This is a genomic window from Marinomonas sp. AWM4_232, from assembly GCF_056158325.1.
Map to the genome: position 1 here is coordinate 1,588,431 of NZ_JBSWTA010000001.1, position 16,725 is coordinate 1,605,155.

Sequence of the window (16,725 nt, forward strand, 5' to 3'; positions counted from 1 at the left end):
GCTGCTACGGTTCCAATATTTGCAGTGTCTTAATCTGCCAAATTGATCGTCCATAATACACTTCATTTTCAAGCTCAGGGTGCTTATCAAAATTGAAGACCACCATTAATGGCCCTTTATTGCGGACAGCAATAGGCTTGCCATCCATTTTGTATGCAACGACAGCATCCCATTGTGTAAAGTCTGTGACGGGGATTTCTGTAATGTATTGATTAGAGGCGATAAAACGAAGATAGCTACCTTGTCCATGAGTCAATTCCAAAAGGTCTTTTGGGTGAAAGCCAACATAATGATGCAGCCCCTCCTCCCATGGATTGTGAGTGCTAATTTCATGGGCAGGCAATTGTTGTAACATGGCCAAATCAAATTCAGCTTTTTGATCTCCTGTATTATGCTCAGATATTTCACCTGTCACGGTAAGAATAACAGGGCCATTGGGAGCCTCAAGAGCGTAAAGTGTTCCGGTAAAGCATGCTAGTAGTGCCCATATTGCAATTCTTTTCATCATTTTCTCCTGAGGACTCATAGGGTAGAAGCCTTTAATCGGATCAACAAAGTGTATCAAAATTCATACGTAGAGTTTGCATAAATCCATTGATTTGTGGCTCTAAAACAAAGGGGCTGATGTGTTTAGTTAAAGCTCCTGAAAAGAGAAAAGTATGGTTAAATATAGACGCTAGATATCTGTTGGTTATTTGCAAAGGGACCATTTTTCGTGATTACTCACCCGTTTAGTGCTATTAACGCGTTCGTAAAGGCTTTGCCATTATTGTTGTCGCGCCGCTTACGTCTGTTCTTACTCGCCCCCATACTCGCCAATATTGCTTTAATGGGCCTTTTGTATACCGTTGCGTTGAGTTATATGGGAGTCGCAGTGGACGAGATGATGGGTTATGTCCCTGAATGGATGTCGTTTTTAAACTGGTTGTTTTATGTCCTGCTAAACATTGCGATTGGTTTGCTGATGTTTTACAGCTTTTCTGTGGGCGTTAATATTTTGGCTGCGCCCTTTATGGCGTTTCTTGCTGAGAAAGTAGAAGAGCACCAAACAGGCAAGCAGTTCGATGAAGATTTCAGTGCCATGGGGCTTATGAAGATTGCAGGACGAAGCCTAAAGCGAGAGCTGCAAAAGCTCGCGTATTTTATTCCGCGTTTCTTAGGGTTGTTGCTGTTGTCGTTCATCCCTGTGGTAAACGTGGTGACATCGGTGCTGATTGTGATGTTTTCTGCGTGGATGTTGGCGTTACAGTACATGGACTACGCTTTTGATAACAATAAAGTGCCATTTCACGATATGCGCGCTGCACTTCGCGAAAAGCCGCTTCTATGTTGGACATTCGGCTTTATCGTGATGTTAGGGGTGACCATTCCCTTCTTGAACTTATTTGTCATGCCGATAGCGGCGGTAGCAGCGACCTTATTATGGATTAAGTTGTTTAGCGAGCGCTTTGTTAATTATGCGGATTTGCTGTCTCAGACGCGATAGGAGCTTATTTTGAAAATTTTGGTAGTCGATGATGCTTCGTTTACTCGAGACCTTATTAAACGCACCCTAAGAAAGCGTTTTACTTCGGTGACAGTGGAGGAAGCAGTCAATGGTCGAAAGGCACAGCAACTGCTGCAAAAAGTGCCCTTTGATATGGTGCTTTGTGATTGGGAAATGCCAGAAATGACAGGGGTAGAGCTGCTGCAATGGTGTCGTGAGCAACCTAATTACAAGAAAGAAGCATTACCCTTTGTGATGATCACCAGTCGTGGCGATAAATCTCACGTCGTGGAAGCGGTTCAATCGGGTGTGACGGACTATTTGGGAAAGCCTTTCACGGCCGAGCAACTTATTCAGAAAGTGCAGTCGGCGGCCAAACGACATGGCATTGAGAAAAAGCTTGGTGTACCAGCAAAGGCTCCTTCTGGCAGCTCAGGCGGTATTGCCTCTGGCTCATTGGATGTCTTGATGGCGGGAAATGCTTCGGCTAAGGCTGCTCCGACGCCTAAAATAACTAACCCTGAGGCATCTTCTAAAGACGTTAAAATCCCAACCAAAGTACGTTTCGCGGGTAAGGAGTTCCGTTGCATGGTGGTACATTTTGCCAAGGATGAGGCCACTATGTTGATCAAGAGTGACGATGTGATTCCAACGGTACTGGATCAAGCGGTCTTGGATTTATCCCATGACAAGCAAGTAAACCGTTTGAATTATTATGTTCAGGCGGTGGCGACCACTGAGAAGAAAGCTGATTCCGCTTTCTTAACCGTCACCTTATCTCTGATAGACCAAGACGCTGAGAAAGAAGCTTTTATAAATCGCTTATTTCAGTCTTTATAAAAGCCAATAGCAGGTGTCCTATTCAGCCGCGCCCAGAGAAAAACTAGAGGCAGCTGATTAGACTGAGAGCCCATTTAAGGTTGAGACGGCTCTTGCTCGACGGAAGTAGCGTGACTGTCTGGGGCGTCACTGGCCACGGTTGCGAGTAGCGCTTCTTGACGAACACGATCTGTTGGGAAATGACAAGAGAATGTGCTGCCTGTACCTGGCTGACTGCGAATTTGCAGTTTGGCATTATGGTGTATTAGCACATGTTTGACGATCGCAAGCCCCAGTCCAGTGCCGCCAGTACCGGACCCTCGTCCCTTATCAACCCGGAAGAAACGTTCGGTTAAACGAGGAATATGGCGCGGATCGATACCAAGTCCTTGGTCGTCTACTGAAAAAATGCCACTGAATTCATTTTGCACCCATTGCACTTCAATGTGACCTCCTTCAGGAGAGTACTTGATAGCGTTGAAGACAAGGTTTGAAAACGCGCTGTAAAGCTCGTTATAGGCGCCATAGATATAGCTGTTTTCAGGAATATCAAAACTCAGTTGATGGCTGTCAGAAAGCGTCGGTAAGGCGGTTTTCTTAATGGTCTCACACAAATCTTCAAGCTTTAGCCATTGATGGGCTTCTCGCTTATCGTTGGTCTCTAACCGAGAGAGCAGCAATAGGTCTTCAATTAGATGCTCCATACGCAGTGACTGATCGCTCATATTCACGATACCACGCTGCATGGATTGCGGCAGGCTATCTTTAAACATCGATAATGTTTCAAGGTAGCCTTTGATAACCGTTAAAGGTGTTTTCAGCTCATGTGAGGCGTTGGCGACAAAGTCTTTACGCATCTGCTCCAGTAGGTGCAAACGTGTCACATCTCGTACGAAAATCAGATGATCGTTTTGATCATACAGTGTGGTTTGTACTTCTAGGTACACCCCTTCTTTTGATGGCGACTTCATAACCAAAGGCTCGCCAAAGCGCTTTTGCGTGAAGTATTTAAAGAAGTCTGGGTTACGCAGAATGTTGGTGATCGGCTGACCTCGGTCCACCGGGCGCTGCAAGCCTAATAGCAATCCGGCGGAGTTATTCCACCATTCTAAATTGCCATTACTGTCGGCCATGATGACGCCTTCTTTCAGCGCGGCCGTTGAATTTTCGATTCGGTTGAGCGCTTGGCGCATGCGGCGCTTAGATTTGCGTTGTTTCTTTTGCAGACGGTAGACCGCATCGAAAATCTCCCCCCAGATGCCAGTAGCTTCAGGAGGCGCTGCTTTGCCGGAGCGGCGCAGCCAAGAATGAAATTGATACAATTGGTACAGCTGCCAATACAGTGTACCGAGTGTATAAATCAAAACGAGTGCGAGAATGTGGCCCAGTACGAAACCGATGGTGATCACAGCCATCAGTCCAATAATCCATGTAATGAAAGCTCGTTGCCAAGTTCGCTTCATAAAATCTTATGCCGTGCGTTTTGCCGAAAAACGGTAACCTGTTCCGCGGACGGTTTGAATCAAAAAGTCATGGGTTTCACCAATGGCTTTACGTAGGCGACGAATATGTACATCAACTGTACGTTCTTCTACGTAAACGTTACCGCCCCAGACTTGATCAAGCAACTGCGCGCGAGAATAGGCACGTTCTTGATGTGTCATGAGGAATTTTAACAGACGGTATTCCGTTGGCCCCATCTCGATAGGGGTTGTGCCAATAGAGACACGCTGGCTGATGGGATCAAGCAATAAGCCTTCCACTTCAATTGGGTCATCGACACCTTGAGGTGTTGCTCGACGAAGTACGGCCTTCAAGCGCGCAACCAATTCACGTGGCGAGAATGGTTTAGTGATGTAATCATCCGCACCCACTTCGAGGCCTTGGATTTTATTGTCTTCTTCACTTTTCGCAGTCAACATAATCACTGGAATTTCCGCCGTCGTCGCGTCTTTCTTCAAACGACGCGTGAGCTCGACACCGCTGCCTCCGGGCATCATCCAGTCGACTAAAACCAAGTCAGGACGATGATCTACGATCATTTCATGCGCCTGCTGGCTATTTTCCGCTTCCATGTATTCATAGCCAGCCATCTCCAGCGCGACAGCTATCATCTCGCGGATTGGTGCTTCATCATCAATAATCAGTACTTTTTTACCGGTCACAGGACATACCCTCATCTCAGGAACGGTAGATATTAAAACCGCTAAATATGACAACTGTGTTAAATTGTCATATCAGTGCCATATTCAAATGTAATAGCTTAGTAATAATCCTGCAAATAGGCAGTAGCCAACGCGGTTATTATCTAAAAAGGATTTAAAGCAGGCTTGGCGCTCACGGTCTTTGGCTTGCTGGTACTGCTGATAAAACAACCCAACAGCGATGAGCAAGCTGATAAAGTAGGGGGCACTTAGCTCAGCGAGTACTCCGATCCACATCATGAGAGACAAGGCTAATCCTTGTAACACTAATATCACGAATAGGTCATAACGACCAAATAAGATGGCGGTCGATTTAATGCCTACCTTTAGGTCATCTGGTCGATCGGTCATAGCGTAGTAAGTATCGTACGCGATGGTCCAGAAACTGTTGGCAACAAACAGCATCCACAGCTCAGGGTCCAGTAAACTGCCCCCTTGTGCGCTGTATGCCATCGGAATGGCCCAAGAAAAAGCCAACCCAAGAAACAGTTGTGGTAGGTGGGTGTAACGTTTCATAAACGGGTAGAGTGCTGCTAGAAACAATCCAACAAACGACAAAAGAATGGTTTTCCAGTCGGTCAGAAGCACCAATACAAAACTTAATAATGACAACCCTGCAAACAATAACAGGGCCTCTTTCTCGCTCACTCGACCAGATGGAAGTGGGCGGTTTTTAGTACGTTCGACAAAACCGTCAACCTTACGATCGGCAAAGTCATTAATGACACAGCCTGCTGAACGCATACTGAAAACACCCAGTACGAAAATAACGACCAGATGCCACTCCGGCCAGCCATCTGCCGCAAGCCACAGAGCCCACAATGTTGGCCACATCAACAATAAAGAGCCGATCGGGCGATTAAAACGTGTTAAGTCTGCGTAGTCTTTTAGTTTATTCATGATGTTGCATCTAATTGGTTAAAGTTGTCCCGCGGCCTTGGTGGCGTTGCCAATAGCAGGATAAAACGCTTCATTGACGAGAATGCCCGGACCAAACTCAATGAACACTGAGCGCCGCGCCCATAATGCCTCATGGCTGTTTTGGATCAACCCCGCAGGTAATTTAACCACTTCTGTCGGACTCCTCTGAAGTGTCTTAGAGCGGTACACATAACCTCCTAGTGGCTGATCTCCAAGGTAGGGAAGATATCGCCATGCACCTTTCAAGGAACGAGCGGGTATGATTGAACGAGCATAAACCACTGGCTCATCGTTTAGATATAGTATTACGGATCTGACCCGAGCAGTTTCACGTGGTTTAAGACGCAATCGAATGCGCTCTCTTGGAGTCGGCGATTGCCAGCGGTCTTCAAGCACTTCGACACGTAGCTTACCCGCATGGCGAAGCTTAGCAGTGATCGAAAATCGCGTAATTAACCAAGGAAATATGTCTTTGGGTATGGCAGATCGACGAACATGTGTAATGGCATGCCAGCGGTAGTCTAGTTGCTGTGTTTTCTTTGAGTCGAGCAGGTTCATTTAGATCCGCTTATTAAATCCACCATTTTAGAGAGTTCACTAGAAGAACTAATGACTTTGTGGTGTGCTTCCTTTGCATCTGAAGCGGTAAGTTCTAATTGGCCCAAAATCTGCTCACCTGGTTCGTGACCATTAAATAGTTGATGGCATAAGTGAAGCAGCAGCGCTAGCTGATGATGGGGCCCATTATAGTCAGGTGCCTTACTGTAACGCACCGCGGTATAAATACTCTCGGGTAGCTCCCAGTGTTTCAACAGCCAAGCACCTAATTGCTCTTTGGTAAAATGTAACGTTTGCATCTCAATGATATCAGAAGACAAGTGCGCATTGGCTTCAATATAACGCGCCAAAACGCCAAAGTGGGGCGGAAGCACAACAGCGATAGCAAGATAGCCAAAATTATGTAACAAGCCTGATAAATAAGCATGCCCTAGTCGAGGCCGGTTTCCTGGTTTCATCTTGCATACTAATTCCTCCATGAGTACAGCATAAGAAACAGCACTGAACCAAAAGTCTTCATAGTGCCGAGGACCATTTTTGGGTAATTGAAGTACGCTACCCATAGACAACCCAAGGGCAAGGTTCATCACCATATCAAAGCCCAATACCCTAATAATAGCATCCTCAACGGACTCAATTTCGCCGCGGACGCCATAATAGGGTGAAGAGGCCCAACTGATGACTTGAGCAGACAACGATGGGTCTAGGTTGATGACATCACACAAGTCATCTGTTCCCGCGTGATTATTGGAGCACAACTGAATAATGCGATGAGAAGAGGCTGGCAAAGGGGGGATCTCTAAGGTTTCCTCTAGGCGCTGCTTTAGCCGCATGGACTGAAATTTTCCCAGTGCAGATTGCATTTGTTGTACATCTTTAATTTGATCATCCGCAGGTTGGGCGATATTGGATATCGGAATCGCAATCGTCTCATAGCGAGTTAAGGGCCCTTCAAAACGTGATAAAAACTCGTCTTGAGAGAGCTGCATATAATCATGTTGTGCACTATTGCGAAGCTCAATGATATTACAGCTAGCTAGAGACTGATCAATAAACGTAGCGATGGCATTAGGTCTAATCAAAGGGTCGCCTTCAACATTGTAGCTTGCTATTGGATCAAAGCGGCGTTTTGTTAAGCGTGATAATGCCGCCATATCTAGCATGCTTTCAAAAGGAAAAATAACTTGTAACTTTCCTGTTTGATCAGCCAAATGAACGATCCTAACTCGAGTGCGTATTGGCGCTTCAACTGCTTGATCAGACACTCTGCATCCCCAAGTGAATTATACTACTTCTAATATTAGGGCATGATGAACAAAATGAAAAAGCCCCTTAAGGGGCTTTTTAGTCATATTTGAGCGAAATAGCAAACGATTAGTGGTTCAAAATTTGGCTCAAGAACAACTGTGTACGGTCATGTTGCGGGTTTTCAAAGAACTCATGTGGCGTATTCGCTTCCACAATTTCCCCTGCATCCATGAATACCACACGGTCGGCAACGGTTTTCGCGAAGCCCATTTCGTGGGTTACACAGACCATGGTCATCCCTTCATCCGCTAGCTGGATCATAACGTCCAATACTTCCTTGATCATCTCTGGGTCAAGTGCAGAGGTTGGCTCATCGAACAGCATGATGCGTGGTTTCATACACAAGCCACGAGCAATCGCTACACGTTGCTGCTGACCACCAGAAAGCTGACCTGGGTACTTATTCGCTTGGTTAGCGATTTTTACACGCTCCAAGTAATGCATTGCCATGGCCTCCGCTTCTTTCTTAGGCATTTTACGAACCCAGATTGGCGCAAGTGTCAGGTTTTCAAGAATGGTCAAGTGCGGGAACAAGTTAAAGTGCTGGAACACCATGCCCACGTCTTTACGAATCGCTTCAATGTTTTTTAGGTTATCGTTCATCTCGATACCATCGACCAAAATTTGGCCCTTTTGGTGTTCTTCAAGACGGTTGATACAGCGAGTCATTGTTGATTTACCGGAACCTGATGGTCCACAGACAACGATACGCTCACCTTTTTTAACGCTGAAGTTGATGTTTTTTAGTACGTGGAATTCACCGTACCACTTGTTTACATCGCTAAATTGAATGATTGCTTCTTCGCCCGGCTCAAGTTGGGCAAGTGCCATATTTTGTTCTGTCATGTGTAAAGGCCTCAAATTCTCTTATTAATTCCGCTTGTGTCCGGTATCTAACTTACGCTCAACCGCCATAGAGTAGCGGGACATACCGAAGCAGATAGCCCAATATACAAAGCCTGCGAAGGCATAACCTTCCGTTGTCGTTCCTAGCCAGTTGGCATCGTGGTTTGCCATCTGGATGATGCCTAAGAAGTCGAACATACCCACGATGTAAACCAGCGTGGTGTCTTTAAATAGACCGATGAAAGTGTTCACAATACCTGGGATAACCAGTTTCAATGCTTGTGGCAAAATGACCAGAATCATTGATTGCCAGTAAGTAAGTCCCATTGCATCAGCGGCCTCATACTGGCCTTTCGGAATGGCTTGTAGACCACCACGAATTACCTCTGCCATGTAGGCTGCAGAGAACAAGGTAATACCGATTAGAACACGTAGAAGCTTGTTAAAGTTCATGCCTTCTGGCAGGAACAATGGAATCATCACCGATGCCATGAACAAGATTGTGATCAAAGGTACTGCACGAATGGTCTCGATAAAGATGACACAAACAGATTTCGCTACTGGCATTTTAGACTGGCGACCTAGCGCCAAAATAATACCCAGTGGGAAAGATGCTACGATACCGATGATACCCAATAGCATGGTCAAGAATAGACCGCCCCAAAGCGACGTTTCTACCACTTCTAAGCCCAGTACTCCGCCCGCAAACAAGAAGTAGGCGACGACCGGGTAGACCACGATAATGGCAATCGACAGCCATAGCTTATTGATCGCTTTGATGGCAAACATGCCCACCAGAACCACCAGCAAAATCGCTGCTACATTGACACGCCAATATTCCGTCGCTGGGTACAGTCCGTACATGAACTGGTCGAAGCGAACCCTAATGAACGCCCAACAAGCGCCACCTGCAGTACAAGCGGCTTTCGATGTGCCTTCCCAGGTTGCGTTAAAGACCGCCCACTCTAGAGCAGGAGGAACTAACAAATAAAGAATGTAAAAGCTGAAGAACGTTAAAAAGATGTTCAGCGGTGAAGAGAAAAAGTTTTTACGAACCCAAGCGACCGGACCGACAGCATTACTCGGTGGTGGTAGGCTAGGAGAAGGTTTAAATTCAATCGCCATGTGTGCCCCCTTATCGCTCAATTAATGACATTTTCTTGTTGTACCAGTTCATAAAGACTGAAATGGACAAACTTAAAGAACCGTAAACCAACATACATAAACCAATGGTCTCAATCGCCTGACCGGTTTGGTTCAATGTGGTACCCATGACAACGGCTACTAGCTCTGGGTAGGCAATGGCCGCACCCAAAGACGAGTTCTTTGCAAGGTTCAAGTATTGGCTTGTTAGCGGTGGAATAATAACGCGTAGTGCCTGCGGCAATACGATCAAGCGCTGTGTTAAACCGTCAGGTAAGCCCAACGAGCGCGATGCTTCCGTCTGTCCCCAGTTCACCGACAAAATACCCGCACGTACGATTTCAGCAATGAACGCGCCTGTGTACGTAGACAATGCGACTAGTACAGCAACAAACTCAGGTACCAGTACCATACCGCCTGTTACGTTAAATCGGCTCTTAGTTGGGGCATCAAATTCTACTGGAGATCCAGCAAGGAAGTAGAACACAACCGTGCCAACAATAATGATCGCCAGCGATGTCCAGTAAGCAGGGAACCAATCACCAGTTTGCTTTTGGCGTTTTTTAGCCCAAACGATTAGGGCAATGGCAGCCATGACGCACGCTAGGAAGCCAAAGATGACGATACCAAATCCGTCTTGTGCAATCGGTTCTGGTGAGTAAATGCCACGTTTGTTTAGGAAGAAATCACCAAAAATTAAGCTGTCGCGTGGGTGCGGCAAGGTTGCTAGTACGGCAAAGTACCAGAAGAACATTTGTAACAGTAATGGGATGTTACGCAATGTTTCGATATAAACCGTTGCTAAACGCGCGACCAGCCAGTTATTGGACAATCGTGCTAAGCCCATGATTACACCAATGATGGTCGCAAGGATAATCCCCATCAAAGATATTAGAGTGGTGTTAATCAAAGCAACAACAAAGGCACGTCCGTAAGTGTTGGCCTCAGTGTATTCAATAAGGTGGATTAGAATTGGGAAGCCAGCTGGTTCGTTTAAAAAGGCGAAACCAGTCGAGATCCCTTGATTTTCAAGGTTCGCTTGAAGGTTATGGAATAAGTAATAACCCACAGCGACCACAGCAATTAGGAGCACAGCTTGAAACAGCATGGCGCGGTTGCCAGCATCGTTCAAGAAGCTCGTATTCGTCGTTGTTTTTTCGCTCATCTTGGTTCAGGCAATGAAATGCTCGTCAGATGTAAAATCGGAAGGGGGTACCCAGCGGCATCCACCGCTGGGTTTAATCCCTGGTAGGTAAGGGATGGATACGTATTAACGTACTGGTGGCGCGTATAGAACGCCGCCTTCAGACCATAGATTGTTCACGCCACGAGGGATCCCAACAGGGGTGTTAGGACCAACGTTACGCTCGAACACTTCACCGTAGTTACCTACTTCAGCGATGATGTTATAAGCCCAATCAGTACCAAGCCCTAATGCTTCTCCCATGTTGCCTTCTGCACCCAAAAGGCGAAGAACTGCTGGGTCAGTTGACTCAGATTTGATCTTAGCAACGTTCTTAGAAGAGATGCCCATTTCTTCAGCGTTAATCTGAACGAATAGCGCCCAAGTTACGATGTCTTTCCATTGGTTGTCACCGTGGCGTACTAGAGGCCCTAGTGGCTCTTTAGAAATGGTTTCGGGAAGAATCATGTGTGCAGATGGGTCTGCTAGCTTGGTTCGGTGTGCTGCTAGACCGGATTTATCGGTTGTAAATACATCACAACGACCAGATGCGTATGCTGAAAGTGCTTCGTCCGCTTTCTGTACGATTACTGGAACGTAAGAAAGCTGGTGCTTACGGAAGAAATCCGCCATGTTCAACTCAGTTGTTGTACCTTGCTCAGTACAAACTGTTGCACCGTCAAGCTCCATTGCAGAAGACACACCTAGATCTTTACGCACCATGAAACCTTGCCCATCGTAGTAATTGATGGCTGTGAAGTCAGCACCAAGGGAAGCATCGCGAGTATACGTCCATGTTGTGTTACGAGCCAAAATATCGATTTCGCCTGATTGTAGAGCAGTGAAACGCTCTTTAGCAGAAAGTGGTGTGAATTTTACTTTTTGCGCGTCGCCGAAGATTGCTGCAGCCGTTGCACGACAAGCGTCTACATCGATGCCGGACCAGTTACCTGCATCATCCGCGTTTGAAAATCCTGGAACACCGGAACTTACGCCACATTGAATAAAACCTTTTGCTTTTACGTCATCCAATGTTGCTGCAGCAGCACCGGTACTGATCGTTGCCGCTACGGCTGCGGTGGTTAGAATTTTTCCAACGTTCGATTTCATGATTTTGCCTCCAGGCGTTTTGTTACTAGTTGTTATGTTTGCAAAGTAGAATCCGTTAAGATTCGGATAATTCACTTTCGAAAGTATCAAAGCAATTTACTTGCCAACATTTTTTAATTGTTTTTGTTGTTTCTCTAGTCTAGTGCAATCTACTGAATTAGCACGGAACTACCCTATGGAATTACTGTTTGCCCCCTTTCGTCAAGCTGAAATCACTGGTTTTGTGCGAATTCTTTCCTTTTTTTTGGGGCTTTAATAACTATAGAGCAATATCTTTCTTTATTCTGATAGTTTTTTGTTATTTTGTGTTGATTTGGTGCGTAAAATTATTTTTACGCACCCGAATAATGCAAAAATCAACCAGTTTCTGATGGATAAACATACAAAATAGCGTAAATAGATATTTTATGGTGCTATTTGATGCTTTTTGTTTGGATTTGGTGCGACGTTTTACTCTTGGCTGACCAAATGGTTCAGTTTAGCTTATTTTTCCTAAGGTATTTGCCACGTGATAGAATCGCGCTAAATTAGTAGTCAGTTATCTTCGGAGAGTCGTATAAATGGAAACGTCTGCAAAGCCTTTAGACAGATTGGATAAGAAGATCCTGCGTGAGCTTCAAATAAACGGACGTTTGTCGAATGTAGAACTTGCTAGCCGCGTTGGTTTGAGTGCCACACCGTGTTTAGAGCGTGTGCGTCGTCTAGAGCGCAATGGTTACATCACTGGCTACTGTGCGTTGGTGGATCCTCGAAAAGTTGATGCTGGCTTGCTGGTATTCGTAGAGATCCGTCTCAAAGCCACCTCACCCGAAGGTTTCAACGAGTTCAAGGAAGCCGTCGCTGAGATTCCTGAAGTGCTTGAGTGTCACTTGATCGCCGGTGATTTTGAGTACTTACTCAAAGCTCGAGTATCAAATATGGATGCCTACCGTCACTTACTGGGTGAAACACTGCTAACTCTGCCCCACGTTCGTGAGTCGCGTACCTATGTGGCGATGGAGGAAGTTAAGAACACAACGGTTGTGAAAATCCCATAAGCAAACCTTCTCCTCTAATATTCAGCAAACTTTAATAACTTAGTGCCTAGTGGTGATGCTTTTGCGTTTAGACATTTAAGTATTGCTGATGCTTTGGCAACCAACGAGAAAGTAGGGGAGATACGTGTTCAGGATACTCTTTGTAGAGTTGTGCAGCGGCTTCTTGAACCTGACTCAACAGTGCTTTATCCCGCTGTAAGTCGGCCACTTTGAATTCCAACAAACCGGTTTGGCGAGCACCAAGCAATTCGCCTGGCCCACGCAGTTCGAGGTCTTTCTCTGCGATTTTAAAACCGTCTGTGGTTTCGCGCATGGTAGATAGGCGCGCTTTGCCTTGTTGCCCTAGTGGTGCGTGGTATAACAAAACACAATGACTGGCTGCTTGGCCGCGTCCCACACGGCCGCGTAACTGGTGCAGCTGTGCTAAGCCAAGGCGTTCAGGGTTTTCAATCACCATCAGACTGGCGTTTGGGACATCGACACCGACTTCAATGACCGTGGTGGCTACCAACAGCTGAATGTCTCCGGCTTTGAAACGAGCCATAATATCCGCCTTTTCCTGAGCCTTTAGTCGCCCATGAACTAAGCCAATGGAAAGGCCGGCAAGATGCTCTTGTAACAAGATAGCCGTGTCTTCGGCAGCTTGACATTGAAGTGCCTCAGACTCTTCGATAAGGGTACATACCCAATAGGCTTGTTTGCCTTCTTCACAGGCGTGACGCACGCGCTGAATTACCTCTTCTCGCCTTTGGTCTGACACAACAATGGTATTTACTGGAGTACGCCCTGATGGCAGCTCATCAATGATGGAGCAATCCAAGTCCGCGTAGGCAGACATGGCCAGTGTTCGCGGAATAGGGGTTGCTGTCATGATCAGTTGATGGGGCTGGAAACCTGCTTGTAAACCTTTTTCGCGCAAGGCCATGCGTTGATGCACACCGAAACGATGCTGTTCATCAATAATGGCGAGGGCTAAGCCTTTGAATGACACGGTTTCTTGGAATAGCGCGTGAGTGCCTACGACGATGCCTGCACTGCCTGAGGCAATCCGTTCAAGCTCCGCCTCCCGTTGCTTACCTTTGAGCTTACCAATCATCCAAGCCACCTCAATACCGAGTGGCTCAAACCATTGCTTAAAGTTTAGGTAGTGTTGTTCTGCAAGGATTTCCGTCGGTGCCATGACAGCTACTTGATACCCTTGTTGAACGACTGCCGCTGCTGCCATGGCAGCCACTAGAGTTTTCCCTGACCCCACGTCTCCTTGTACTAGGCGCAGCATGGGGTGTCCTGTGCCAAGATCCTGAAGAATCTCTTGGCTGACACGCTGTTGTGCTCCGGTGGGAGAAAAGGGCAGCTCAGCCAGTAGTTGATCGACCAGTTGACCAGGCTCTGGTACGACAATCGCTCGATCATGCTTAGCCATTTGGCGTTTGCCGATCAACGATAATTGGTGTGCCATTAACTCTTCGAAAGATAAGCGATATTGGGCTGGGTGCGCACCGCGTTTCAATTGTTCTAAATCGGTTCCGCGAGTGGGGTGATGCAAAAAGTGAATGGCGTCCGCCAAGGAGGGGAGGCTGAACTGCTGACGCATGGTGTCTGGTAGCCACTCGCGCAGGTTGTAAGGCGTCAAACGCTCTAGGGCCTGCTCACAAATCTGGCGAATCTTTGTTTGTGTTACCCCTTCCGTCAGTGGATAAATGGGGGTCAGTTGCTCACTGCCTTCATGGGGTTCATCGTCCTTGAGCACCGTATATTCAGGGTGGTACATTTCAAACCCTGTACTGCCGCGGCGAATTTCGCCAAAGCAGCGCACGTGTCCAGATTGCTCCAGTTGCTTTTTTTGCGCTGCGTTGAAATGAAAGAAACGCAAACACAGCGAGCCAGAATGATCTCTTATACGGCAAATCAAACTGCGGCGTTTGCCCATTTTGATTTCACAGCCGCTCACTTCGCCTTCGATCACGGCTTCATCGCCAAAGCGTAGCTGCCCGATAGGCACGACGCGTGTACGATCTTGGTAACGGATTGGCAAATGAAACAAAGCGTCTTGAACGGTATGAATGTGGAGCTTAGCGAGCTTTTCAGCCATGGCTGCTCCCACTCCTTTTAGCTCTTTAATATCTTGTGTTTCAAGTGCGTCAATCATGTTGGTCCAATGTTAATCTAGGCTAAGCTTCTGGCACGCTTCTTTGATCGACTGGCTCAGTGACTCGATGGCTTTGGGGCGCGGGAAACTAGCACGCCATGCCAAGGCCACCGTTCTTTTAGGAACTGGAGATTTGAAGGGGCGTACTGCTAAGATTTGCTCATCTAAATGCGTCACTGCAGACTTCGGTAAAACCGTCACTCCTAAGCCAGAAGACACCATGTAACGAATGGTCTCTAGTGAACTGCCATTAACAATCGTATGGCCTTCGTTTAGCTCGTTTTCACCAACAATCGGGCAGGCTTCCATCACCTGATCGCTAAAGCAATGGCCTTTGCCCAGTAGCAGTAAGTTGTCGGTGGTGAGCTGATCAGTGCTAATGTGCTCCAACTGAGTCCACGGATGGTCTTTAGGCATTAACACAACGAACTCTTCTTCATAAATCGGACGAGTCACCACGTCCGGCTCACGAAATGGTAGCGCCACGATGATGGCATCCAATTCACCGTTGCGTAATTTAGGGCGAAGGTTTTCTGTTAGATCTTCTTCAATCAGCAATGGCATGCCTTCGGCAATGCGTTTCAGCTCAGGGATCATTGATGGGAACAAATACGGGGCAATCGTGAAGATTGCACCGACCTTTAGAGGCCCTCTAAGTTGGTTTTTCCCTGATGACGCTAACTCTTTAATCATGTTGGCTTGCTCAAGCACACGACGAGCTTGGGCGACAATCTGTTCACCGATCGGTGTGATGTATACCGAACTTTTACTACGTTCGAAAATCGCAGCGCCTAGCTCATCTTCTAGCTTTTTGACCGCCACACTTAAAGTTGGCTGAGAAACGTGGCAGCGTTCCGCTGCACGACCAAAATGCTTTTCTTCTGCTAGCATCACGATGTATTTGAGTTCTGTTAGCGTCATAGTCATTTACCCTTTTGATTGGTATTAACTATGATAATACATAATTTGATAAAGTGTACTGCTTCTGAAAAGATGCGTTTTATTTGCAATGATTGAGGCGAACATGACACAAGTGTTGATTGCGGGCTGTGGTGACCTAGGGCAAGGGGTTGCGCAGTACTTTGTGAAGAAACAGGCACAGGTAACGGGTATTCGTCGCTCTGGTACCGTCTTCCCGGATGGGGTGCGTGGTATGACCCACGATTTACTCACATTGCCTGCTGAGCAATGGCCAGACGCGGATTTGCTGTATTTGATTATGACGCCCCAAGGTCGAACTGCAGAGGCTTACCATACGGCTTACGTCATGACTGCTGCGGCAGTGGTTGCAGCGTACCAAGGTAGACGTCAGCCAAAAGTGATCTTTGTTTCCAGTACCAGTGTTTACGGGCAAAACAATGGTGAGTGGGTTGATGATCAAACGCAAGCCTTGGCGGCATCGGAGACGGCTAGCAAGCTGCTTGAAGCGGAAAATCTATTGCTTTCGAACCTCTCAACGGTTGCGCTGCGCTGCTCGGGGATTTATGGCCCAGGTCGTTACCGTTTATTGCAAGGTGTACAGCGAAAGGACGCTTGGGGAGCGAATCAATGGACCAATCGCATTCATCGTGATGATGTCGTGTCCGCACTGTGTTTGCTGGGGGAACGAGCGTTGGCAGAAGAGTCGCTACCATCACATATCATCGCCAGTGATGGTCAACCGACGTCCATGTGGGAGGTCAAATTGTGGTTGGCTGAGCGATTGCAGGTATCGACCCCGCTGGGTGAAACCATCAACCGTGCGGATTATTTGCCTGCTCGCGGTAAACGTATTGTGCCGCACGTTTTACGAGCGTTAGGTTGGGCACCACAATATCCATCTTATGTGGCGGGTTATGAAAGTATGATGGCCGCTTACCATGAGTGGCTCGATTGAAGGGAGGAACAACCCTTGATCCAACCACAAAAAAGGCGCTTGAGGTTATCCCAAACGCCTTTCTTTTTGACTAGGTAGCAGAAGA

The 16,725-nt window shown here is 46.9% G+C and carries 16 protein-coding genes; 4 read left to right on the plus strand and 12 right to left on the minus strand.

Annotated features, from left to right (window positions below):
* Positions 1 to 4: 4 nt before the first annotated feature.
* Positions 5 to 508, minus strand: coding sequence for a putative pterin-binding protein (locus tag ACXAC1_RS07540; RefSeq protein ID WP_475060499.1), 504 nt, complete (start codon positions 506 to 508; stop codon positions 5 to 7).
* 207 nt (positions 509 to 715) lie between these two features.
* Between ACXAC1_RS07540 and cysZ the strand changes: the two genes are divergently transcribed.
* Together cysZ and ACXAC1_RS07550 are read left to right on the plus strand one after the other, a co-directional pair.
* The gene (gene cysZ, locus ACXAC1_RS07545; RefSeq protein ID WP_475060501.1) at positions 716 to 1,486 is read left to right on the plus strand and encodes a sulfate transporter CysZ; all 771 of its coding nucleotides are present in this window, start codon (positions 716 to 718) and stop codon (positions 1,484 to 1,486) included.
* A 9-nt stretch (positions 1,487 to 1,495) separates the two neighbouring features.
* Entirely contained in the window at positions 1,496 to 2,326 is an 831-nt protein-coding gene (locus ACXAC1_RS07550; RefSeq protein WP_475060503.1) for a response regulator, read from the plus strand.
* Positions 2,327 to 2,400: 74 nt separating this feature from the next.
* On the opposite strand, the gene phoR is transcribed toward ACXAC1_RS07550, so the two are convergent.
* From phoR to ACXAC1_RS07595, 9 genes are all read right to left on the minus strand, one after another.
* Positions 2,401 to 3,768: a phosphate regulon sensor histidine kinase PhoR gene (gene phoR / locus ACXAC1_RS07555; RefSeq protein ID WP_475060505.1), complete on the minus strand. Its 1,368-nt coding sequence runs from the start codon at positions 3,766 to 3,768 to the stop codon at positions 2,401 to 2,403.
* A gap of 6 nt (positions 3,769 to 3,774) precedes the next feature.
* Positions 3,775 to 4,470, minus strand: coding sequence for a phosphate regulon transcriptional regulator PhoB (gene phoB, locus ACXAC1_RS07560; RefSeq protein WP_133561663.1), 696 nt, complete (start codon positions 4,468 to 4,470; stop codon positions 3,775 to 3,777).
* A gap of 84 nt (positions 4,471 to 4,554) precedes the next feature.
* On the minus strand, positions 4,555 to 5,409 hold the full coding sequence (gene ubiA / locus ACXAC1_RS07565) for a 4-hydroxybenzoate octaprenyltransferase (RefSeq protein WP_475060507.1): 855 nt from the start codon (positions 5,407 to 5,409) through the stop codon (positions 4,555 to 4,557).
* An 18-nt stretch (positions 5,410 to 5,427) separates the two neighbouring features.
* The gene (locus ACXAC1_RS07570; RefSeq protein WP_475060510.1) at positions 5,428 to 5,988 is read right to left on the minus strand and encodes a chorismate--pyruvate lyase family protein; all 561 of its coding nucleotides are present in this window, start codon (positions 5,986 to 5,988) and stop codon (positions 5,428 to 5,430) included.
* Positions 5,985 to 7,253 carry an HDOD domain-containing protein gene (locus ACXAC1_RS07575; protein WP_475060512.1) on the minus strand — a complete coding sequence of 423 codons (1,269 nt, stop codon included), beginning with the start codon at positions 7,251 to 7,253 and terminating at the stop codon, positions 5,985 to 5,987. Before ACXAC1_RS07575 ends, ACXAC1_RS07570 begins: the two co-directional genes overlap by 4 nt.
* A gap of 109 nt (positions 7,254 to 7,362) precedes the next feature.
* Positions 7,363 to 8,142, minus strand: coding sequence for an amino acid ABC transporter ATP-binding protein (locus ACXAC1_RS07580; protein ID WP_133561669.1), 780 nt, complete (start codon positions 8,140 to 8,142; stop codon positions 7,363 to 7,365).
* A gap of 24 nt (positions 8,143 to 8,166) precedes the next feature.
* A complete protein-coding gene (locus ACXAC1_RS07585) occupies positions 8,167 to 9,267 on the minus strand; it encodes an amino acid ABC transporter permease (RefSeq protein ID WP_475060515.1) in 1,101 nt (366 codons plus the stop codon).
* Between the two features lie 10 nt (positions 9,268 to 9,277).
* Positions 9,278 to 10,450, minus strand: a complete 1,173-nt coding sequence (locus tag ACXAC1_RS07590; RefSeq protein WP_475060518.1) for an amino acid ABC transporter permease — start codon at positions 10,448 to 10,450, stop codon at positions 9,278 to 9,280.
* Positions 10,451 to 10,555: 105 nt separating this feature from the next.
* Positions 10,556 to 11,578, minus strand: a complete 1,023-nt coding sequence (locus tag ACXAC1_RS07595) for an amino acid ABC transporter substrate-binding protein (protein WP_475060520.1) — start codon at positions 11,576 to 11,578, stop codon at positions 10,556 to 10,558.
* Positions 11,579 to 12,138: 560 nt separating this feature from the next.
* Between ACXAC1_RS07595 and lrp the strand changes: the two genes are divergently transcribed.
* On the plus strand, positions 12,139 to 12,615 hold the full coding sequence (gene lrp, locus ACXAC1_RS07600; protein ID WP_133561677.1) for a leucine-responsive transcriptional regulator Lrp: 477 nt from the start codon (positions 12,139 to 12,141) through the stop codon (positions 12,613 to 12,615).
* Between the two features lie 67 nt (positions 12,616 to 12,682).
* On the opposite strand, the gene recG is transcribed toward lrp, so the two are convergent.
* Entirely contained in the window at positions 12,683 to 14,764 is a 2,082-nt protein-coding gene (gene recG, locus ACXAC1_RS07605; RefSeq protein ID WP_475060523.1) for an ATP-dependent DNA helicase RecG, read from the minus strand.
* Positions 14,765 to 14,776: 12 nt separating this feature from the next.
* The gene (locus tag ACXAC1_RS07610) at positions 14,777 to 15,685 is read right to left on the minus strand and encodes a hydrogen peroxide-inducible genes activator (RefSeq protein WP_475060525.1); all 909 of its coding nucleotides are present in this window, start codon (positions 15,683 to 15,685) and stop codon (positions 14,777 to 14,779) included.
* Between the two features lie 103 nt (positions 15,686 to 15,788).
* Between ACXAC1_RS07610 and ACXAC1_RS07615 the strand changes: the two genes are divergently transcribed.
* The gene (locus tag ACXAC1_RS07615; protein ID WP_475060528.1) at positions 15,789 to 16,640 is read left to right on the plus strand and encodes a Rossmann-fold NAD(P)-binding domain-containing protein; all 852 of its coding nucleotides are present in this window, start codon (positions 15,789 to 15,791) and stop codon (positions 16,638 to 16,640) included.
* Positions 16,641 to 16,725: the final 85 nt, after the last annotated feature.

What these genes read in the sequence shown, in the direction of transcription:
- ACXAC1_RS07540 (WP_475060499.1), bottom strand. Translation starts at nt 508, where the DNA reads ATGATGAAAAGAATTGCAATATGGGCACTACTAGCATGCTTTACCGGA.
- phoR (WP_475060505.1), bottom strand. Translation starts at nt 3,768, where the DNA reads ATGAAGCGAACTTGGCAACGAGCTTTCATTACATGGATTATTGGACTG.
- ubiA (WP_475060507.1), bottom strand. Translation starts at nt 5,409, where the DNA reads ATGAATAAACTAAAAGACTACGCAGACTTAACACGTTTTAATCGCCCG.
- ACXAC1_RS07570 (WP_475060510.1), bottom strand. Translation starts at nt 5,988, where the DNA reads ATGAACCTGCTCGACTCAAAGAAAACACAGCAACTAGACTACCGCTGG.
- ACXAC1_RS07580 (WP_133561669.1), bottom strand. Translation starts at nt 8,142, where the DNA reads ATGACAGAACAAAATATGGCACTTGCCCAACTTGAGCCGGGCGAAGAA.
- ACXAC1_RS07585 (WP_475060515.1), bottom strand. Translation starts at nt 9,267, where the DNA reads ATGGCGATTGAATTTAAACCTTCTCCTAGCCTACCACCACCGAGTAAT.
- ACXAC1_RS07590 (WP_475060518.1), bottom strand. Translation starts at nt 10,450, where the DNA reads ATGAGCGAAAAAACAACGACGAATACGAGCTTCTTGAACGATGCTGGC.
- ACXAC1_RS07595 (WP_475060520.1), bottom strand. Translation starts at nt 11,578, where the DNA reads ATGAAATCGAACGTTGGAAAAATTCTAACCACCGCAGCCGTAGCGGCA.
- lrp (WP_133561677.1), top strand. Translation starts at nt 12,139, where the DNA reads ATGGAAACGTCTGCAAAGCCTTTAGACAGATTGGATAAGAAGATCCTG.
- recG (WP_475060523.1), bottom strand. Translation starts at nt 14,764, where the DNA reads ATGATTGACGCACTTGAAACACAAGATATTAAAGAGCTAAAAGGAGTG.
- ACXAC1_RS07610 (WP_475060525.1), bottom strand. Translation starts at nt 15,685, where the DNA reads ATGACGCTAACAGAACTCAAATACATCGTGATGCTAGCAGAAGAAAAG.
- ACXAC1_RS07615 (WP_475060528.1), top strand. Translation starts at nt 15,789, where the DNA reads ATGACACAAGTGTTGATTGCGGGCTGTGGTGACCTAGGGCAAGGGGTT.